This window comes from Bradyrhizobium sp. AZCC 1678 (genome assembly GCF_036924765.1).
GTDB classification, from domain to species: Bacteria; Pseudomonadota; Alphaproteobacteria; order Rhizobiales; family Xanthobacteraceae; genus Bradyrhizobium; species Bradyrhizobium algeriense.
The window spans coordinates 4,042,246-4,061,260 of sequence record NZ_JAZHSE010000001.1 but is presented as its reverse complement, the minus strand read 5'-3'; the positions used below and the strand labels follow the sequence as shown (position 1 = coordinate 4,061,260).

The 19,015-nt window shown below is 63.6% G+C and carries 17 protein-coding genes and 1 pseudogene; 6 read left to right on the top strand and 12 right to left on the bottom strand.

Annotation, left to right across the window (positions count from 1 at the left end; genetic code table 11):
• Window positions 1-92: 92 nt before the first annotated feature.
• The gene (locus V1294_RS19045) at window positions 93-473 is read right to left on the bottom strand and encodes a rhodanese-like domain-containing protein (RefSeq protein WP_247778404.1); all 381 of its coding nucleotides are present in this window, start codon (window positions 471-473) and stop codon (window positions 93-95) included.
• A gap of 195 nt (window positions 474-668) precedes the next feature.
• On the opposite strand from V1294_RS19045, the gene V1294_RS19040 reads away from it, so the two are divergent.
• The gene (locus V1294_RS19040) at window positions 669-1,730 is read left to right on the top strand and encodes an AraC family transcriptional regulator (RefSeq protein WP_334499287.1); all 1,062 of its coding nucleotides are present in this window, start codon (window positions 669-671) and stop codon (window positions 1,728-1,730) included.
• Window positions 1,731-1,739: 9 nt separating this feature from the next.
• On the opposite strand, the gene V1294_RS19035 is transcribed toward V1294_RS19040, so the two are convergent.
• Window positions 1,740-2,540 (bottom strand): hypothetical protein, encoded by an 801-nt coding sequence (locus V1294_RS19035; protein WP_334499285.1) that lies wholly within the window; start codon window positions 2,538-2,540, stop codon window positions 1,740-1,742.
• A gap of 147 nt (window positions 2,541-2,687) precedes the next feature.
• Here V1294_RS19035 and V1294_RS19030 point away from each other — a divergent pair, with 147 nt between their 5' ends.
• From V1294_RS19030 to V1294_RS19020, 3 genes are all read left to right on the top strand, one after another.
• Window positions 2,688-3,173, top strand: a complete 486-nt coding sequence (locus V1294_RS19030; RefSeq protein ID WP_442895356.1) for a YaiI/YqxD family protein — start codon at window positions 2,688-2,690, stop codon at window positions 3,171-3,173.
• A gap of 8 nt (window positions 3,174-3,181) precedes the next feature.
• On the top strand, window positions 3,182-4,993 hold the full coding sequence (locus V1294_RS19025) for an ABC-F family ATP-binding cassette domain-containing protein (RefSeq protein ID WP_334499282.1): 1,812 nt from the start codon (window positions 3,182-3,184) through the stop codon (window positions 4,991-4,993).
• Window positions 4,994-5,113: 120 nt separating this feature from the next.
• Window positions 5,114-6,196, top strand: coding sequence for a D-TA family PLP-dependent enzyme (locus V1294_RS19020; RefSeq protein ID WP_334499279.1), 1,083 nt, complete (start codon window positions 5,114-5,116; stop codon window positions 6,194-6,196).
• Between the two features lie 87 nt (window positions 6,197-6,283).
• Here the strand turns inward: V1294_RS19020 and V1294_RS19015 are convergent, their stop codons facing one another.
• The 8 genes and pseudogenes from V1294_RS19015 to V1294_RS18980 form a co-directional block, all read right to left on the bottom strand.
• The gene (locus V1294_RS19015; protein WP_334499277.1) at window positions 6,284-7,513 is read right to left on the bottom strand and encodes an NAD(P)/FAD-dependent oxidoreductase; all 1,230 of its coding nucleotides are present in this window, start codon (window positions 7,511-7,513) and stop codon (window positions 6,284-6,286) included.
• A gap of 138 nt (window positions 7,514-7,651) precedes the next feature.
• The gene (locus V1294_RS19010) at window positions 7,652-8,569 is read right to left on the bottom strand and encodes an SDR family NAD(P)-dependent oxidoreductase (protein ID WP_334481384.1); all 918 of its coding nucleotides are present in this window, start codon (window positions 8,567-8,569) and stop codon (window positions 7,652-7,654) included.
• Window positions 8,570-8,692: 123 nt separating this feature from the next.
• Window positions 8,693-9,172 (bottom strand): MaoC family dehydratase, encoded by a 480-nt coding sequence (locus V1294_RS19005; RefSeq protein ID WP_334499275.1) that lies wholly within the window; start codon window positions 9,170-9,172, stop codon window positions 8,693-8,695.
• Between the two features lie 3 nt (window positions 9,173-9,175).
• Window positions 9,176-10,908: pseudogene (locus tag V1294_RS19000) on the bottom strand (AMP-binding protein).
• 10 nt (window positions 10,909-10,918) lie between these two features.
• Window positions 10,919-11,806, bottom strand: coding sequence for a 3-hydroxyisobutyrate dehydrogenase (gene mmsB, locus V1294_RS18995; protein ID WP_334499273.1), 888 nt, complete (start codon window positions 11,804-11,806; stop codon window positions 10,919-10,921).
• Between the two features lie 33 nt (window positions 11,807-11,839).
• A complete protein-coding gene (locus tag V1294_RS18990) occupies window positions 11,840-12,913 on the bottom strand; it encodes an enoyl-CoA hydratase/isomerase family protein (protein ID WP_334499272.1) in 1,074 nt (357 codons plus the stop codon).
• A complete protein-coding gene (locus V1294_RS18985) occupies window positions 12,910-14,055 on the bottom strand; it encodes an isobutyryl-CoA dehydrogenase (RefSeq protein ID WP_334499270.1) in 1,146 nt (381 codons plus the stop codon). Before V1294_RS18985 ends, V1294_RS18990 begins: the two co-directional genes overlap by 4 nt.
• 155 nt (window positions 14,056-14,210) lie before the next feature.
• Window positions 14,211-15,707 (bottom strand): CoA-acylating methylmalonate-semialdehyde dehydrogenase, encoded by a 1,497-nt coding sequence (locus V1294_RS18980; RefSeq protein WP_334499269.1) that lies wholly within the window; start codon window positions 15,705-15,707, stop codon window positions 14,211-14,213.
• A 101-nt stretch (window positions 15,708-15,808) separates the two neighbouring features.
• Here V1294_RS18980 and V1294_RS18975 point away from each other — a divergent pair, with 101 nt between their 5' ends.
• Entirely contained in the window at window positions 15,809-16,723 is a 915-nt protein-coding gene (locus V1294_RS18975; RefSeq protein WP_334499267.1) for a LysR family transcriptional regulator, read from the top strand.
• Window positions 16,724-16,761: 38 nt separating this feature from the next.
• Here the strand turns inward: V1294_RS18975 and V1294_RS18970 are convergent, their stop codons facing one another.
• Window positions 16,762-17,382 carry a TetR/AcrR family transcriptional regulator gene (locus V1294_RS18970; protein WP_334499264.1) on the bottom strand — a complete coding sequence of 207 codons (621 nt, stop codon included), beginning with the start codon at window positions 17,380-17,382 and terminating at the stop codon, window positions 16,762-16,764.
• A gap of 62 nt (window positions 17,383-17,444) precedes the next feature.
• Complete coding sequence (locus V1294_RS18965) at window positions 17,445-17,981, bottom strand: PaaI family thioesterase (RefSeq protein WP_334499262.1); 537 nt, start codon at window positions 17,979-17,981, stop codon at window positions 17,445-17,447.
• Window positions 17,982-18,120: 139 nt separating this feature from the next.
• Here V1294_RS18965 and V1294_RS18960 point away from each other — a divergent pair, with 139 nt between their 5' ends.
• On the top strand, window positions 18,121-18,891 hold the full coding sequence (locus V1294_RS18960; protein WP_334481400.1) for an enoyl-CoA hydratase: 771 nt from the start codon (window positions 18,121-18,123) through the stop codon (window positions 18,889-18,891).
• The last annotated feature ends 124 nt before the right edge of the window (window positions 18,892-19,015 follow it).

Below are 19,015 nucleotides of genomic sequence, written 5' to 3'. Positions count from 1 at the left end.
GACCCGGCAATCCATCACGTTTCAATGACTCTTCTGAAGTGATGGATGCGCGGGTCAAGCCCGCGCATGACGAGTATTTCCTGTTCTGCGCATCACACCTTCTCGACCGCGCCGCCGCTTTCGGCCCAGCCCTTGAAGCCGCCGAGATTACGCACGTCCTTGTAGCCCATGTCTTGCAGCGTCTTGCCGGCAAGCGCGGACCGGCCGCCGGAGGCGCAATAGACGATCACGGTTTTTTCCCGATCGAATGCATTGTCATAATAGGGGCTGTCAGGATCCGCCTTGAATTCGAGCATGCCGCGCGCGACGTGTTTCGCGCCCTGGACCTTGCCGGTGCTCTGTAGCTCAAGCCCGTCGCGCACATCGACCACCAGGACCTGGCCGCGCTCGATCAGGGCTTTCGCGTCTTGCGGGCTGATGGCTGGAACGGAGCTGTTAGCCGCTGCAAGTAAATCCTTCACTGAACTCGGCATCGTATTCTCCCGTATGCTGTTTTACCGTTGGGCACAGATAATGGCGTAGTATGTGGCGAAGCTTGGTCAATAGCGCAATGACCACGGCTCCAAGAAGCTTTGCCGCGACGCTATAGCGCTTGACTGGAGCGTGCATTCTGAAAAGCTTTCGCCCAGCCCGCAGGCGTGCCGACAACAGGAATTTGGAATCAGATTGTGGACGTATTGTCGGAAGTCCTGCGCGTCGTCCGTTTGTCCGGAACGATCCATTTTCGCGCGGAATTTACGCATCCGTGGGCCATTCTTTCGTCCCCGCCGGCGCTGCTTGCGGCGCGCCTGCAATCCTCCGAAGGATCGGTGACACCGTTTCATGTGGTCACCGAGGGCAATTGCCTGGTGACATCAGGGGCATTGCCGCCAATCCACATCGAAAGCGGCGACGTGATCGTGTTCCCGCGCGGCGATCAGCATGTGATGGCCAGCGACCCTGAACTGGCGCCTGTCCCGATACAGGACATCTATTCGCAACCGTCCGCGGAGCGGATCACGGTCGTGAATCACGGCGGCGGCGGGCCGCCGGCGCGCTTCATCTGCGGCTTTCTGCACGCCGATCAGCGGTTCGATCCGCTGCTGAAATCGCTGCCGGCGATTCTTTGCGTCCGCTCGCGCGAAGACGCCCTTACGCTCGAGACGCTGGACGGCATCGGAAGGCGTGTGCAGGCGATCACGCATCCGCAGGAGAAGGAGTGGTGGCGGGCATCGGTGCGCTACCTGATGAGCGAAACCGCGACGCCGGGTCCCGGCAATCGTGCCGTGCTGGCGCGATTGGCTGAGTCGCTTTTCCTCGAGCTGCTGCGGTGGCAGTTGCAGTTTGCGCCACAGGGCCATGGCGGCGGATGGCTGGCGGGCCTGCATGATCCCCAGGTGGGTCCCGCGCTCACACTGCTTCATGCGCAGCCGGAACGACCGTGGACCGTCGAAGCGCTTGCAAAGGAAGTCGGGGTCTCGCGTGCGGCGCTCGCCAAACGATTCGTCGAACTGGTCGGCGAGTCGCCGATCCAGTATCTCGCGGGCTGGCGGATGCATTTGGCCCAGCACCTGCTGCAAGACAGCACGCTTGGCGTGGCCGAGATCGCCGGACGCGTCGGATATGACTCCGACGCGGCTTTCAACCGGGCGTTCCGGCGGGTGGTCGGCTCGCCGCCCGCGACATGGCGGCAGGCCAGAGAGGAACAGCCTCTCGTAGAGGACGGGTTGCCGGGTCAAGCCCGGCAATAACGCATCGTGTTACGCCGCCGCCTGCTCGCGGGGCTGGTAGATCGCGATGTGGTGGCAATGCGCCAGCGGTGTTTTGCCGTTGGCGACGACCAGCGCATCGAGTTCGACGAAGCGGTGGCCCTTCTTGTCGTAATTGCCGATCACCTTCGCGCGGGCCGTAATGACGTCGCCGACTTTCGCAGCCGACAGGAGCTGCATGCGGCTGCCGACGTGAATCCAAGGCCCCAAAATGGCGTTGTCGACCAGCGCCCGGTTCATCACCCGTTGCAGCAGGCCAGGATGACCGAGGCCTTCCTTCGTATAGATCGGATCGGCTGCCCTGATGTCAGCCAGATATCCCGCGGCCGCTTCGCCCGCCCAGTCGCGCGGCGTGGTGCCGAGCCATTTGCCGAGTTCGTAGGAAGCGCCGCTGACCGGCCTGCGCTCCGCTACGGCAGCGACTTCCTTGTAGTCTGCAATCGAAACAGCCGGTGCGGATGCCGGCAATGACGCGGTGCCGGTGGCGCAAAGCTCGTCGCGGCTCTGCACTTCTATCGAAAGCACGTCATTGCTTTCCCCTGCCGTGAGTTCGGCCATCTCGCCGTCATAGACCGGCTTGAGGAAGCGCACATCGATAAAGCCGCGTTCGAGAAAGGCACGGCCCCATTTGGCGACCGGCTGGTGCATCATATAGGCCATCACGTCGACGCCCGGAACCAGCCCACCCGAGAATCCGAACCGCTTTGCCACGGTGTCGTCATGCATCTTGTTTTCGGATTGTTTGGCGGTGTTGTAGGCCTGGACGCGATACGGCTCGATAGTCATGCCCATTCCTCTTATTCTTGGTTGTTTTCAGCCATTTATCGTACGCAAAGAATGTACCGTGGCAAGCGTGTTCCGCCCCCTGTTTTCCTCGCATTCAGCCATCGAATAGGCTACCACGCGCGGGCAAGAACATGCCGCCGAGATATGCCTGAATTGAACCCCACCCGCATCTATGTCGACGCCGACGCCTGCCCGGTAAAGGACGAGATCTATCGCGTCGCGACCCGGCACGGCCTGCCGGTCAGCGTGGTCGCGGGGAATTTCATCCGCGTGCCGCAGGATCCGCTGATCGAGCGCATTGCCGCCGGTTCCGGAATGGATGCCGCCGACGACTGGATCGCGGAGCGTGCGGGACAAGGCGACATCGTCATCACCTCGGATATCCCGCTCGCCAGCCGCTGCGTGAAATCGGGCGCCGAGGTGATTGCGCCGAACGGCAAGCCGTTCACCGAACAATCGATCGGCATGACGCTGGCCGTGCGCAATTTGATGACCGACCTGCGCTCATCGGGCGAAGTCACCGGCGGGCCGAAATCCTATTCCCCGCGCGACCGCTCGGCATTTTTGTCGGCGCTCGACCAGACCATCCGCCGCATCCAGCGCCAGCGGGCGCAACAGCCCGCGCCAAATCAGGGTTGAAGTGAACGATGGCGCCGCCGCTGATCCAGTTGAAAGATATAAGGCTGACCTTTGGCGGCACGCCGCTGCTGTCGGGCGTGGAGCTATCCGTGTCCGCGGGCGAGCGCGTCTGCCTGATCGGCCGCAACGGCTCCGGCAAATCGACGCTTCTGAAGATAGCCGCCGGCACCGTCGAGCCCGACGGCGGCAGCCGCTTCGTGCAGCCGGGCGCCACCATCCGCTATCTGCCGCAGGAGCCTGATTTCGGCGATCACAAGACGACGCTGGCCTACGTCGAGGCTGGCCTCGGCCCCGGCGACGATCATTACCAGGCGCGCTATCTGGTGGAGCAACTCGGGCTGCACGGCGACGAAGACCCCGCACATGTCTCCGGCGGCGAGACCCGCCGCGCGGCGCTGGCGCGGGTGCTGGCGCCTTCGCCCGACATATTGCTGCTGGACGAGCCGACCAACCATCTCGACCTTCCCACCATCGAATGGCTGGAGGGCGAGCTGGAAAGCCGACGTTGCGCGCTGGTCATCATCAGCCATGACCGCCGCTTCCTCTCCAATCTGTCGCGCGCGACCGCCTGGCTCGATCGCGGCCAGATCAGGCAGATCGACCGCGGTTTCTCGGCGTTCGAATCCTGGCGCGACGAGGTGCTGGCGGAAGAAGAGCGCGACCAGCACAAGCTCGACCGCAAGATCGTCAACGAGGAACACTGGTTGCGCTACGGTGTCTCCGGCCGCCGCAAGCGCAACGTCAAGCGGCTCGGCAATCTGCATGCGCTGCGCGATCAGCGGCGCGATTATCGCGGCGCGACCGGGAATGCCAGCCTCGCCGCCGCCGAAGCCGACAAGTCAGGCAAGCTCGTCATCGAGGCCAAGAACGTCGCCAAGGCCTATGGCGACCGCACGATCGTCGATGGCTTTTCGATCCGCGTCCAGCGCGGCGACCGCATCGGCATCGTCGGACCGAACGGCGCCGGCAAGACGACGCTGGTTCATCTCCTGATCGGCAACGATCCACCCGACAGCGGCACGATCCGGCTCGGCGCCAATATCGAGATGGCGACGCTCGACCAGCACCGCGAAAGCCTCGATCCGAAATCGACACTCGCCGAAGCGCTGACCGGCGGCCGCGGCGACCATGTCATGGTCGGCGGCCGGCCGAAGCATGTCGTCAGCTACATGAAGGACTTTCTGTTCGCCCAGGAACAGATGCGCACGCCGCTCGAGGTGCTCTCCGGCGGCGAGCGCGGACGGCTGATGCTGGCGCGCGCGCTGGCGAAGCCCTCCAACCTGCTGGTGCTGGACGAGCCGACCAACGACCTCGATCTCGAAACCCTCGACGTGCTGGAGGAGATGCTCGGCGACTACGAGGGCACCGTGATCCTGATCAGCCATGACCGCGACTTCCTCGACCGCGTCGTCACTTCCGTGATCGTGCCCGAGGGCGACGGCCGCTGGATCGAATATGCCGGCGGCTACACCGACATGCTGGCGCAGCGTGGCGAGGATCTCGCACGCGAAGCTCCCAATATGACTGCCGTCGAGGAAAAGAAGGAAACCAAGGCTGCCGCGCCCTCTGCGGCGCCCAAGCGGCGGCTGAACTTCAACGAGAAGCACGCGCTGGAAACGCTGCCGAAGACGATGGCGAAGCTGCAGGCCGAGATCGCAAAACAGCAAAAGCTGCTTGACGATCCCGACCTCTACACCAAGAATCGCAAGAAATTCGACGCGGCCTCCGCGGCGATCGCGAAGGCGCAGGAAGAACTCGCTGCCGCCGAAGACCGGTGGCTGGAGCTGGAAGTTTTGCGAGAAGAGATCGAACAGGCGTAGGTATTTCTACCGTCATTGCGAGGAGCGAAGCGACGAAGCAATCCATCCATCCGTTATGCCGCTCGATGGATTGCTTCGCTTCGCTCGCAATGACGAAAAAGCACAACTGGAGCCAACTTGATGAGCACCCCCCTCGCCGCCAAAATCGCCCGTGAATACGGCACGCCCTGCGCCGTGATCGACATGGACCGCGTCGAGCGCAACATCGCTCGGATCCAGGCGGCCTGCGATGCGGCTGGCGTCGCCAACCGGCCGCATATCAAGACCCACAAGAGCCCGCTGTTAGCGACCATGCAAGTTGCGGCTGGCGCCCGCGGCATCACCTGCCAAAAACTCGGCGAGGCCGAGGTGATGGCGGAAGCCGGGATCGACGACATCCTGATCAGCTACAATCTGATCGGCGACGAAAAAATGGCCCGGCTCGCCGCGCTGCAGGCCAAAGCCAACATGACGGTCGCCGCCGACAATTCGACCGTGATCGCGGGCCTGCCGCAGGCAGCCAGCGCTTCCGGCCGTCCGCTGTCGGTCGTGGTGGAATGCGACACCGGGCGCAAGCGCGCCGGTGTCGAGACGCCGGGCGAAGCGATTGCGCTGGCGCGCGAGATCGCTGGCTGCAAGGGACTCAAGTTTGCGGGCTTCATGCTGTACCCGACCGAGACCGGCTGGACCGAGGCACAGAAATTCTTCGATGAGGCGCTGGCCGGAGTCCGTGCGCACGGGCTCGATGCGACGATGGTTTCGACCGGCGGCTCGCCGAACCTGAAGAATCTTGGAAAACTCCAGGGCGCGACCGAGCATCGTCCCGGCACCTATATCTACAACGACCGCATGCAGGTCGCCGCCGGCGTCGCCAGTTGGGACGATTGCGCGCTCAACATCTATTCCACCGTCGTCAGCCGCGCCGGCCCGGAGCGCGGCATTCTGGATGCGGGCTCCAAGACGCTGACATCAGATACCGGCGGCGGGCTTGAAGGCCACGGGCTGATCCTGGAGCACCCCGAGGCGAAGATTGCGCGCTTTGCCGAGGAGCATGGCTTTCTCGATCTGGCCCGCAGCAACACGCGGCCTGTCGTCGGCGACGTCGTGCGGATCGTGCCAAATCACGTCTGCGTCGTCGTCAACATGATGGACGAGGTGGTGATGGTGCGCGGCGAGGAGATTTTGGGCACGCTGCCGGTGGCGGCGAGGGGGAAGTTGCGGTAGGTACCCCGTAGGATGGGTAGAGCGCAGCGAAACCCATCGGGACTTGCCGCGTTGCTAGTTGATGGGTTTCGCTGCGCTCTACCCATCCTACGAACTAAGCCACTTCAGCGCGCCCCGTCCGGCTGCCGCTCCGGTCGCGAACGAGGCTTGCAGCAGATAGCCGCCGGTCGATGCTTCCCAGTCCAGCATTTCACCGGCGGCAAACACGCCGGGCAGGCGGCGCAGCATGAAATCGCCGTCGATCTCGCTGAACGGTATCCCGCCCGCGGTCGAAATCGCGCGCGCAATCGGCGCTGTGCCGGTGAGTTCGATCGGGACGGCGTTGATCAGGCTGGCAAGGTTGGGCTGCGACAGCGACGTGAGCGAAGTGCCGGATGCCTTGGCTGCCTCCTGCAGCAATCCGATTGCAACAGGTGAGAGGCTGACGGCCTTCCGCAGGAAATTCGACAGGGATTGTTTGCCTTTCGGCGCCGATACCTTCGCGATCAGCTCTTTCATGTCGAGATCGGGCCGCAACGCCACATGCAGCGTCACCTGACCTGAACGGATAATGGCTTCGCGCAACTCGACCGACAGCGCATAAACCGCGCCGCCTTCGATGCCGGTTCGGGTAACGACGGCCTCGCCGCGGACGCTATGCGCACCGAATGTCAGCGCCACACCCTTGAGCGGCTGTCCCTCGAAGCGGTCACGAAAGATGTCCGACCATGCGACGGCGAAGCCGCTATTGGCCGGTCGCAGCGACGATATCTGCACGCCTTTCGCGACGAGCGTTTCGACCCATGCGCCATCGGAGCCCAGCCGCGGCCAGCTTGCGCCGCCAAGCGCCAGTACGGTCGCGCTCGTCTCGACGAATTGCGGTCCATCCGGCGTTTGAAAACGAAGACGGCCCTGCTCGTCCCAGCCGCTCCAGCGATGACGCAGCTCCAATCGTACGCCCATCGAATCCAGCCGTCGCAGCCAGGCCCGCAGCAAGGGCGAAGCCTTGAAGGCTTTTGGAAAAACGCGTCCGCTGGAGCCGACGAAAGTTTCCTGCCCCAGCGCCTCGCTCCAGTCACGCAACGCCTGCGGCGGGAATGCCTCGATGGCGGCTTTCAGATGCGGCATCGCCTCGCGATAGCGCGCGAGGAATGTCGGCAACGGCTCGCTATGCGTGAGGTTGAGCCCGCCTCGCCCGGCCATCAGGAATTTGCGGCCAACCGACGGCATCGCGTCATAGACGGTGACCTCGGCGCCGCCCTGCGCGAGCACTTCGGCCGCCATCAGGCCAGCGGGGCCGGCGCCGATGACAGCGACGTTTTTGGAAGATGATGACATGGCGGGAGTGTAAGCCGGATTGACAGTCTGTAGGGCGGGCAAAGCGAAGCGTGCCCACCATACATCACCGGCATCGGAGATGCGTGGTGGGCACGGCGCGAAGTGCGCTTTTGCCCACCCTACGAATTGGCCCGTGCTCTACAGCTTGATCCCCGCCCGCGCTGCGGCCTGCGCCACATATTTCTGCGTCTGCTCGAACGCGCCTTGCAGCGCCTTGGCCTTCGAGACATCGTCGATCTCGGCAAAATGCGCCGCAATCGCATCCGGCGTCCAGTCGGACTGGGCCAGATTGACGCCCTCGGTCTCTATGATCTTGATCACCGCGAACGAGCCCGCGCCGGCGCCCATGATGGTGCGGGTCGGGGCGTCCTCGCTGAGCAGAAATTCCACCGCCGGCGTGATCGCCTCGGGGCGCATCAGGGCCAGCGCCTGCGGCGGCAGCAGTTCTTCCGTCATCCGGGTCGCCGCGGTCGGCGAAATGGTGTTGACGCGGATATTGTTCTTGCGGCCTTCCTCGGCCAGCACGTTCATCAGGCCGACCATGCCGGCTTTGGCGGCGCCGTAATTGGCCTGGCCGAAATTGCCGAACAGGCCCGACGACGAGGTGGTCAGCACGATGCGCCCATAGTTGCGTTCGCGCATGCCTTCCCACACCGCCTTGCAGCAGTAAAAAGTGCCGACGAGATGAACATCGAGTACCTTGGCAAAGTCGGCGACGTCCATTTTTGCGAAAGACTTGTCGCGGAGAATGCCGGCATTGGCGCACAGGAGATCGACGCTGCCCCACTCCTTGGTGGCGCGTTCGACCATCGCCGTGACCTGTCCGAACTTCGAGACGTCCGCGCCATCGGCCATCGCCGTGCCGCCCGCTTTGCGGATTTCCTCGACCACGGTTTCAGCCGGCGTCAGCGACCCGCCGGTGCCGTCGCGCGCGCCGCCGAAATCGTTGACCACCACCTTGGCGCCGCGGCTCGCCAGCCCCAGCGCATGCGCCCGTCCCAGACCATTGCCCGCGCCGGTGACGATAGCGACGCGTCCGTCAAACCTGATTGCCATGATTGGAATTCCCGCTGCGTTCTTTGTCGTCATGCCCGGGCTTGACCCGGGTATCCATCAAAACAAGGATGCTTTTGAACAAGGATGGATGGCCGGGTCAAGCCCGGCCATGACGGGCGGATATCAATTGAAATAGATCAGCCCGATCCAGTCGGCGACCAGCGCCGGCTTCTCCTCGCCCTCGATCTCAACGGTGACATTGGTGCGCGACTGCAGCTCCTTCGGCTTGCGCAGCTTGGCCTCCATCAGCGTGAAGCGGCCACGCACGCGCGAGCCTGCGCGCACCGGCGAGAGGAAGCGCAGCTTGTCGAAGCCATAATTCACGCCCATCGCGGTGCCTTCGATGACCGGCATCACCTCATAGGACATGATGCTCATCAACGACATCGTGAGGAAGCCATGGGCGATGGTGTTGCCGAACTCGGTTTCCTTCCTGGCTCGCTCGGGATCGACATGGATGAACTGATGGTCCTCGATCACGTCGGCGTAGACGTTGATCCGGCTCTGGTCGATCAGGTGCCAGGACGACACCCCGATCTCCTTGCCCACCATGGCCTGATAGGCCTCAAACGAGACCGGCGGCTTCTTCCAGACTTCATTCATTGATTAACTCTCCAGCCCGGCGGTCCGCACCTTTTGCAACTCCGGGAACTCTTCCTCGCGGAACTCGGCGCCGCGCAACACATCACTGCGGTTATTATCATGTTCGAGCCGCCGCAACTGCACGCGGCGGATCTTTCCGGAAATCGTCTTCGGCAGTTCCGTAACCAGCTCGATCTTGCGGATACGCTTGAATGGGGCGAGCCTTGTGTGCAAATGCCGGAAGATCGACAGCGCTGTCTCCGGTGTTCGCTCCACGCCCGACACCAGCAGCACGTAGGCCTTGGGGATTGCGAGACGGATCGGATCGGGACTGGGAACGACTGCGGCTTCAGCGACCGATTCATGCTCCAGCAGCACACTTTCCAGCTCGAATGGGCTGATACGGTAGTCGGATGATTTGAAAACGTCGTCGGAACGGCCGACGAAAGTCAGATAACCCTCGTCATCGGCAAACACCACGTCGCCGCTGCGATAGAGATCGCCGTCGGCGCCGCTCAGTTTGCCGTCTTCACCCTGATAGCCCTGCATCAGGCCGGCGCGGGCCGATCGGCGCCGAGCACCAGCGTCACCTCCCCCTCCTTGGTGACGTGGCCGTCACTGTCGGTGATCTGCACGCGGTAGCCCGGCAGCGGGCGGCCCATCGAGCCGACCTTGACCTTCTGGCCCGGCGAGTTGCCCGCAAGCGCGGTGGTTTCGGTCTGGCCGTAGCCGTCGCGGATGGTCAAGCCCCACGCCGCCTTCACCTGATCGATCACCTCGGGGTTGAGCGGCTCGCCGGCGCCGCAGACCTCGCGCAGGCTCACCTTGAAATCCGCAAGCCTCTCCTGAATGAACAGCCGCCACACCGTCGGCGGCGCGCACAGCGTGGTGACGCCGCAACGGCCGATGGTGGCGAGCAAGGCCTTGGCATCGAAGCGCGGCTGGTTGACCACGAACACGGTAGCTCCGGCATTCCATGGCGCGAAGAAGCAGCTCCAGGCATGCTTGGCCCAGCCCGGCGAGGAAATATTCAGATGCACGTCGCCCGGTTGCAGCCCGAGCCAGAACATCGTCGACAGCGCACCGACCGGATAGCTGCGCTGGCCGTGCCGCACCAGTTTTGGTTTTGCCGTCGTGCCCGAGGTGAAATAGAGCAGCATCGGGTCGTCGGCGTTGGTCGGACCATCAGGCGCAAAAGTCCCGGGCGCGCCGGCCGCCTGCTCGAACGGCAGCCAGCCGTCATGCGTCGTGGACGCGCCGACCACGATACGCACCAGATTGTCGCCGCCGAGGCCTGCGAATTTCGCCACCTGATCCTGCGAAGCCACCACCACCCTCGCCCGGCCGCGATCGAGCCGGTCGCGCAATTCGTCGGGCGTGAGAAGCGTGGTGGCGGGGATCACGACCACGCCGAGCTTCATTGCCGCCAGCATGGTCTCCCACAACGGCACGACATTGCCGAGCAACAGCAACAGATGGTCGCCGCGCCTCAAGCCCTGCGCACGCAGGAAGTTTGCCACCTGATTGGAACGGGCCGAGAGCGCCGCAAAGGAAAGTTTTGTCTCTTTGTGACCGGCATCGACGATCCAGAGCGCGTTGCGGTCGCGGCTGTCGGCATTGCAGCCGAGTTCCGCGTCGAACCAGTCCAGCGCCCAGTTGAACGGAACCGGATCGGGCCAGCGAAATCCCTTCACGGCCGTATCGTAATCGGCGCGGTGCTTGAGCAGAAAGGTGCGCGCTTCCTGGAAGGTCGTCATCAGGTCTCCGTTATTTCCCGGCGAGGCTCCTAACGTGCTGGATAATACCGGAAAAATCCACCCCGCCATGGCCGGCGGCGTCGAAGGCCTTGTAGATCTCCTGCGCGTGTTTGCCCAGCGGCGTCACAGCCCCCGAGGCATTGGCCGCGTCCTGCGCCAGCGTCAGGTCCTTGACCATCAGCGCCGAGGCGAAGCCGGGCTTGTAGCCGTTATTCGCGGGCGACGCCGGCACCGGGCCCGGCACCGGGCAATACGACGTCAGCGCCCAGCATTGCCCCGAGGAGGTCGAGGCGACGTCGAACAGCGCCTGATGCGACAGCCCGAGTTTCTCCGCGAGCGCAAAGGCCTCGCCGACCCCGATCATGGAAATGCCTAATATCATGTTGTTGCAGATCTTGGCCGCCTGCCCCGCGCCGGGGCCGCCGCAATGCACGATCTTCTTGCCCATGTTCTCCAGCACGGGCTTTGCCGCCGCAAACGCCTTGTCCTCGCCGCCGCACATGAACGTGAGCGTCGCGCCCTTGGCGCCGCCGGTTCCACCCGACACCGGCGCATCGACCGAGAGCGCGCCGTGCTTGGCGGCCAGCGCATGCGCCTGCTTGGCGCTTTCGACGTCGATGGTCGAGCAATCGATGATCAGCGTGCCCCTGGTCATCGCCGGGATCACTTCGTTCCAGACCGACAACACATGCTTGCCCGCGGGCAGCATGGTGATGATGATTTCAGCGCCCTTGACCGAGGCCACCGAACTCTCGGCGATGGCGGCACCGTCGGCCTTGGCCTGATCGCGCGAGGCTGCCACGAGATCGAACGCGGTCACCTTGTGGCCAGCCTTGACCAGATTGGCCGCCATCGGCCCACCCATATTGCCGAGGCCAATGAATGCGATATTTGCCATCTCGAATCCTCCGCTAAGACTTTTCTGTTTTGATCAGGGAAATTTCAACTCATCGGCGCCGATCTCGGCGAAATACGGCGCGACCACTGCCGGCGTCACGTCCTCAATCCGCGGCGGCGACCATTTGGGATTGCGGTCCTTGTCGATCACCGCGGCGCGCACGCCCTCGCGGAAATCGTCGCTGGCAAAGACTTCCAGCGCGGCGCGATACTCCCGCACCAGGCATTCCTCCAGCGAACGTGATGCCCGCGCCAGCCGCAGCAGTTTCAGCGTCACCACCATGCCGCGCGGCGATTTTTCCTTCAGCGTCTTCAGCGTCGAGAGCGCCAGCTCCGAGCCGTCGCGCTGCAAAGCCGCGACGATGTCTTCCATGCGGTCGTAGGCGAACCATGCGTCGATCTTCGGCTGCATCGCGGCGACAGGTCCAGCCGTCTCACCGGTTGCGAAGCCAGCAATCAGCGCTTTGACTTCTGCGGGGGTCACACCGGGCCGAATCTTGGTCAGCGCCTCGCGCAACGCGGCGAGTTTGCCTGACGGTACGACCGCGTCGGCAAAACCCGCATGGATCGCGTCCGGACCGTTCATGGTCTGACCGGTCAAGCCGAAATACGTGCCGATCTCTCCCGGCGAATGCGACAGCAGCCATGTGCCGCCCACATCCGGGAAGAAGCCGAGGCCGACTTCCGGCATTGCCAATTTCGTCTTGTCGGTCACGACACGGTGGCTCGAGTGCGCCGATAACCCGACACCGCCGCCCATCACGATGCCGTCCATGAAGGACACATAAGGCTTCGGGAATTTCTTGATGCGGGCGTTGAGGATGTATTCGTCGCGCCACAGGATCTTGCCGAGATCGCCCTTGACCTTGGAGCTTTCCCAGAGCGCGCGGATGTCGCCGCCGGCGCAGAGGCCGCGCTCGCCCGCGCCTTCCAGCAGGATCACGGCCACGGAAGGATCGGCCTCGAAGGCATCGAGCGCCTTGTCGATGTCGTGGAACATCTCCAGCGTCACCGCATTGATGGCCTTCGGCCGGTTCAGCCGGAGGATGCCAGCCGAGCCTTCCTTGCGCGCGATCAGGTCGCCCTCTGCAACAGCAGCATCTGTCATCGCGCGCCCTCGATCAGCTTGCGCGACACGATCAGCCGCATGATTTCGTTGGTCCCTTCCAGGATCTGGTGCACGCGCAAATCGCGCACGATCTTCTCGATGCCGTATTCGCTGAGATAGCCGTAGCCGCCATGCAGTTGCAGCGCCTGGTTGGCGACTTCGAAACCGACGTCGGTGCCAAAACGCTTGGCCATCGCGCACAGCATGGTGGCGTCCGCGTCCTTGCGGTCGAGGGCTGCGGCGGCACGCCAGACAAAAGTCCGCGCCGCCTCCAGTTCGGTCGCCATGTCGGCAAGCCGAAACTGCAGCGCCTGGAATTCATCGAGGCGTTTTCCAAACGCTTTTCGTTCCTTCATGTAGGCCAGCGACTTCTCCAGCGCGCTTTGCGCGCCGCCGAGCGAACACGCCGCGATATTGATGCGGCCACCGTCGAGCCCGGCCATCGCGATCTTGAAGCCGATGCCCTCCTCGCCCAGCCGGTTCTCGACCGGCACGCGGGCATTCTCAAAAATCACCGCGCGGGTCGGTTGCGCGTTCCAGCCCATCTTGCGCTCATTGGCGCCGAATGAGACGCCCGGCGTGTCGGCCGGAATGACCAGCGTCGAGATGCCGCCGGGGCCGTCGGCGCCGGTCCGCACCATCACGACATAGAGGTCGCCGCCACCGGCGCCGGAGATGAACTGCTTCTGGCCGTTGAGCACATAATGGTCGCCGTCGCGCACCGCGCGGGTGCGGAGCGCCGCGGCATCCGAGCCGGAGCCCGGCTCGGTCAGGCAATAGCTCGCCAACAGCTCCATGGTGCAGAGCCTTGGCAACCACTTCTGGCGCTGGGTGTCGTTGCCATAGGCATCGATCATCCACGAAGCCATGTTGTGGATCGAGATGAAGGCCGACACCGTCGGACAGCCCTGCGCCAAGGCCTCGAAGATCAGCGCGGCGTCGAACCGCGTCAACGCCGAGCCGCCGACGTCGTCCCTGATGTAGACGCCGCCCATGCCGAGCTTGGCAGCTTCCCGCATCACGTCGACGGGGAAATGCTTTTCCTCGTCCCAGCGGATCGCATGCGGCGCGATTTTTTCCGCGGCAAATTCCCGCGCCATATCGCGAACCGCAATCTGGTCCTCATTGAGAGCGAAATGCATTCTGGGCTGCTCATTCTTGTCGTCATTGCGAGGAGCGAAGCGACGAAGCAATCCATTCTTCCTTTTCGCGGCACTATGGATTGCTTCGTGGAGCCTGTCATCGGGCGGGCATTCGCCCGACCCGTTGGCTCGCAATGACGGCCTGGGCTACACCATCAGTTCATCGTCGGGATCGAGAATTCCGCACCTTCCTTGACGCCGGACGGCCAGCGCGAGGTGATCGTCTTGGTCTTGGTGTAGAAGCGGATCGAATCCGGACCGTGCTGGTTGAGATCGCCAAAGCCGGACTTCTTCCAGCCGCCGAACGTGTAATAGGCGATCGGCACCGGGATCGGCACGTTGATGCCGACCATGCCGACATTCACCTTGGCGGCAAAATCGCGAGCGGCGTCGCCGTCGCGGGTGAAGATCGCAACGCCGTTGCCGTAATCGTGATCGGACGGCAGCGCCAGCGCTTCCTTGTAGTCGTGGGCGCGCACCACCGAGAGCACCGGGCCGAAGATCTCTTCCTTGTAGATCCGCATGTCCTTGGTGACGTTGTCGAACAGGCAGCCGCCCATGTAGAAGCCGTTTTCATAGCCCTGCATCTTGAAGCCGCGGCCGTCGACGGCGAGCGTCGCGCCTTCCTTGATGCCGATTTCGACGTAGTTCTTGACGCGGTTGAGCGCCTCTTTCGTCACCAGCGGACCGTAGTCGGCGGAGGGATCGATCGAGGTGCCGATCTTCAGGCTCTCGACCCGCGGGATCAGCTTTTCCATCAGCCGGTCGGCGGTGGGCTTGCCGACGGGCACGGCGACCGAAATCGCCATGCAGCGCTCGCCGGCCGAGCCATAGCCGGCGCCGATCAGCGCATCGACGGTCTGGTCCATGTCGGCATCGGGCATGACGATGGCATGGTTCTTGGCGCCGCCGAAACACTGCGCGCGCTTGCCGGTGGCGGCGGCACGCTCATAGATATATTGCGCGATCGGCGAAGAGCCGACGAAGCCGACCGCCTTGATATCGGGATCGTCGAGGATGGCGTCGACGGCTTCCTTGTCTCCGTTGACGACGTTGAGCACGCCGGGCGGAAGCCCCGCCTCGATCATCAGTGCGGCCAGCATCATCGGCACGCCGGGATCGCGCTCGGACGGCTTCAGGATGAAGGCGTTGCCGCAGGCGATCGCCGGCGCGAATTTCCACATCGGGATCATCGCCGGGAAATTGAACGGCGTGATGCCGGCGACGACGCCGAGCGGCTGCCGCATCGAATAGATGTCGATGCCGGGGCCCGCGCCTTCGGTGTACTCGCCCTTCATCAGGTGCGGAACGCCGCAGGCGAATTCGACGACTTCGAGGCCGCGCTGGATGTCGCCCTTGGCGTCGGGAACGGTCTTGCCGTGCTCGCGCGCCAGCATGTCGGCGAGCTTGTCGTAATCGCGCTGCGCCAGTTCGAGGAACTTCATCATCACGCGCGCGCGGCGCTGCGGATTGGTGTTGGCCCACTCGACCTGGGCGTCCCTGGCGTTCTCGACAGCGGCGCGAACCTCGGCTTTGGAGGCCAGCGCCACCTTGGCCTGGACGTCGCCTGTCATCGGCTCGAAAACGTCGGCCGTCCGGCCGGACGTGCCCTTGACCTCTTTACCACCGATGAAATGTCCGATTGAGCGCATGAATTTTCTCCCTGAAGTCCCGCTGGATCAGCTTTGGAGCCCTTTTTGACCTGCATTTCTTAGGATACAAGTCTGATATATTGCACCTTAGATGTGCGGAAATGCTGGATCAAGGCACCAAGACGATCGATTGGGATGACTTCCGTTTCGTGCTGGCGATCGTCCGCGGCGGATCGGTTTCCGCTGCCGCCAAGCAGCTATCGGTCGATCATGCCACAGTGATCCGGCGTGTCGACCGCCTGGAACGGCATCTCTCGGCAAAACTGTTTGATCGCCGCAAGACCGGCTACCTCCTGACCGAGGCCGGCCAGCGCGTCGCCGACAGCGCGGAAGCGATGGAATCCACCATCGTCGCCAACCAGGAGGCGGTCGGCGGCTCGCGCGCCCAGCTCACCGGCACGGTCCGGATCGGCGCCCCCGACGGGTTCGGCAGCCATTTCCTGGCCTCGCGGCTTCTGAAGTTCACCGAGCGGTATCCCGATCTCGACCTGCAGCTCGTCGCCACCGCGCGCCTGTTCAGCCTGTCGAAACGCGAGGCCGACATTGCGATCAGCCTGACGATGCCCAAGGAAGGCCGGATCGTCGGCCGCAAGCTGCTCGACTATAGCCTCGGGCTCTACGCCGCCCCCGCCTATCTCGACCGCGCGCCGAAAATCACTGGCCGTGCCGACCTGGCCGCGCATCGCTTCGTCGGCTACATCGAGGAATTGCTGTTCACGCCCGAACTGGACTACCTGCCGCAGGTCTCGCCAAAGATCTCCGCGAAATTCCGCAGCGCCAATCTGATCGCGCAACTCAATGCCACCATCGCAGGCTTCGGCATCGCCGTGCTGCCCCACTTCATGGCAACGGCGCATCCGGAATTACGGCCGGTATTGCCGGACGAGATCAGGATTTCGCGCACCTTCTGGATGCTGATGCACGCCGACAGCAAGGATCTCGCGCGGATCAGGGCGGTTGCCGATTACATCTACGAGACGGTGGAGAGCGAACGCGCGCTGTTTGCCGGGCGGTGAACTCTCACCACGTCATTGCGAGAACGTAGATTTGGATTTCAATTCACCTTCGCCCGCACCTTCTTCGCGGTCGGTTTTGTCGCCTCGGCACGGGCCAGCGCCGCCTCGCGGCCAGAGGCGAGAATTTCGTCCGACAGTTCACCGCTGCCCGCCACGCGGGACATCACGAGCGTGCCCATCATCGTGGCCAGCGTGCCCATGGCCTGCTTGCGCGCCGTCTTTCGTGGCACATCCAGAATCTGTTCGGCCATCACATCGATCAACTGTTCGAGTTTGGCGCTAAAGGCCTTGCGGGTTTTGGCGCTTTCGCGGGCAATCTCGGCGCCGAGCGTGGGGACCGCGCAGCCGCGGCCGGGATCGTCGCGATGCACCGTCGAGACGTAGGAATCGATGATCGTCGACAGCCGCTTCTCCGGCGGCGTTTCAGCGGCGATCTCGCGCCAATGCGCGACCGAGCGGTCCATCGCATAGGCAAAGGCCTCGATCACCAGCGCCTCGCGGGAATCGAAATGCGCGTAGAAGCCGCCATGAGTCAGGCCGGCCTCCTTCATCAGGTCGGCGACGCCGATGCCATGCGCGCCCTTTTCGCGAAGCCGCACCGAGGCCTTCTTCACGATCCGCGCGTGGGTTTCCTGCTTGTGCTCTTTTGAATAACGCATCAACCCGTCCCATTAAATGTCTGCAGTCATATAATAGCAGTTGTGCGGGCGAAAAGCTGCATCTATTTCGCTTTTTCAACGCCGATCATCGTGAATGTGGCAGTCGCGTGCACCGCAAGATTGCCCGCGCCGTCGCGGACGAAGCCTTCGGCATAGCTGGCCTGGCGGCCGAGTTTTACCACTTTGCCTTCCGCCGAGACCGTGCCTGATCGTACCGACAGCGGCCGCAAATACGTCAGCTTGAGGTCGAGCGTCACCGAGCTCTGCCCGGCCGGCTGCATGGTGGCGATGGCGCAACCCATGGCGGTATCCAGCAGTGCCGCAGCCACCGCGCCATGGAGCAGTCCGATGGTATTTTCCAGGCTTTCATCGGGGTCGAGTTCCATCACGATCCGGCCGGGTTCGGCGACACGCATCTCAAAGCCGATCAATCGGGCCATCGGCGGCGGTGGCAGGATGCCGTCGCGGATCGCGCACATCGTCTCCAGCCCGGACATCCCGGAGGCCGCCTTCGCTACCGGCCCCGGCGCCTGCCACTCCACCACCCGATGCCTGCGCGTGTCGAACGAAAACAGATCGACGGTCTCTGTCGAGGTCATGAACAGCTCCATTGAATGATAGTCGTCATTCTATGTCGGCGCGTGCCGCCGCGCAACACCCTCCCCGCTTCCCCTTGACAAGCCGCCGTAATGTCCTTGGAAGTGACGTCAACCGTCCCGACCAGTTGCGGAAAACAAAATGGAAATGCTCAATCCCCACTGCGGCATCGATCGCGACGCTCGAGGTGTCGTTCGCCTCTCGATCTGCAACGCAGGCTCTCTCAACATCCTCTCCTCCGCCGTCACCAACGGGGTTCGTGAAGGGTTTGAGAAACTCGCCGGCGACAAGAGCATTCGCGCGGTCATCCTCGCCGGCCAGAGCGAAAAGAGCATGATCGGCGGCGCCGACATCAAGGAGATGGCGCGTCTCGACCAGAAATCCGCGGAAGCCTTTATCACGCGGCTGCGCGACCTCTGCGAGGCCGTGCGCAACTTTCCGGCGCCCGTGATCGCGCGGCTGCCTGGATGGTGTCTCGGCGGCGGACTCGAAGTCGCCGCCGCCTGCGATTTCCGCATTGCCGCCCACGACGCTAAATTCGGCATGCCGGAGGTGCGTGTCGGCATCCCCTCGGTAATCCATGCCGCCCTGCTGCCGCGGCTGATCGGCTGGGGCCGCGCCCGCTGGCTGGTCATGACAGCGGAAAACATCGACGCGCCCACCGCGCTCGCCTGGGGCCTGGTCGACGTGGTCGCGAAGGAAAATGGCATCGATGCCGCCGTCGAGCACACGGTGAACGCGCTGCTCGAATGCGGCCCGGAAGCGCTGCGCGCACAGAAGGCGCTGCTGCGCCAGTGGGAGGAACTGCCGCTGACCGAATCCGTCAACTTAAGCGTCGGCGTGTTCGGAAAGTCCTTCCTGACCGGCGAGCCGCAGCGGCTGATGCAGGGATTTCTCGACCGCAAGAAATAGACGGAGGGCCGCATGAGACCTGCCGGCAAGGGGGCAATCCCAGCCTCAGGCGCCGGTCGATCAATTTCTCTCAGGCGAACGGCGAGATTTTTCATGGGATGGTCCGTTGCGATTTGTTGCAGCG

Bases quoted from the DNA above. Each gene is read 5' to 3' on its own strand.
- V1294_RS18985 (WP_334499270.1), bottom strand. From the start codon at position 14,055: ATGCATTTCGCTCTCAATGAGGACCAGATTGCGGTTCGCGATATGGCG.
- V1294_RS18960 (WP_334481400.1), top strand. From the start codon at position 18,121: ATGGAAATGCTCAATCCCCACTGCGGCATCGATCGCGACGCTCGAGGT.
- V1294_RS19015 (WP_334499277.1), bottom strand. From the start codon at position 7,513: ATGTCATCATCTTCCAAAAACGTCGCTGTCATCGGCGCCGGCCCCGCT.
- V1294_RS18990 (WP_334499272.1), bottom strand. From the start codon at position 12,913: ATGACAGATGCTGCTGTTGCAGAGGGCGACCTGATCGCGCGCAAGGAA.
- V1294_RS18980 (WP_334499269.1), bottom strand. From the start codon at position 15,707: ATGCGCTCAATCGGACATTTCATCGGTGGTAAAGAGGTCAAGGGCACG.
- V1294_RS19010 (WP_334481384.1), bottom strand. From the start codon at position 8,569: ATGGCAATCAGGTTTGACGGACGCGTCGCTATCGTCACCGGCGCGGGC.
- V1294_RS19025 (WP_334499282.1), top strand. From the start codon at position 3,182: ATGGCGCCGCCGCTGATCCAGTTGAAAGATATAAGGCTGACCTTTGGC.
- mmsB (WP_334499273.1), bottom strand. From the start codon at position 11,806: ATGGCAAATATCGCATTCATTGGCCTCGGCAATATGGGTGGGCCGATG.
- V1294_RS18975 (WP_334499267.1), top strand. From the start codon at position 15,809: ATGCTGGATCAAGGCACCAAGACGATCGATTGGGATGACTTCCGTTTC.
- V1294_RS18970 (WP_334499264.1), bottom strand. From the start codon at position 17,382: ATGCGTTATTCAAAAGAGCACAAGCAGGAAACCCACGCGCGGATCGTG.
- V1294_RS19035 (WP_334499285.1), bottom strand. From the start codon at position 2,540: ATGGGCATGACTATCGAGCCGTATCGCGTCCAGGCCTACAACACCGCC.
- V1294_RS18965 (WP_334499262.1), bottom strand. From the start codon at position 17,981: ATGACCTCGACAGAGACCGTCGATCTGTTTTCGTTCGACACGCGCAGG.
- V1294_RS19005 (WP_334499275.1), bottom strand. From the start codon at position 9,172: ATGAATGAAGTCTGGAAGAAGCCGCCGGTCTCGTTTGAGGCCTATCAG.
- V1294_RS19020 (WP_334499279.1), top strand. From the start codon at position 5,114: ATGAGCACCCCCCTCGCCGCCAAAATCGCCCGTGAATACGGCACGCCC.
- V1294_RS19045 (WP_247778404.1), bottom strand. From the start codon at position 473: ATGCCGAGTTCAGTGAAGGATTTACTTGCAGCGGCTAACAGCTCCGTT.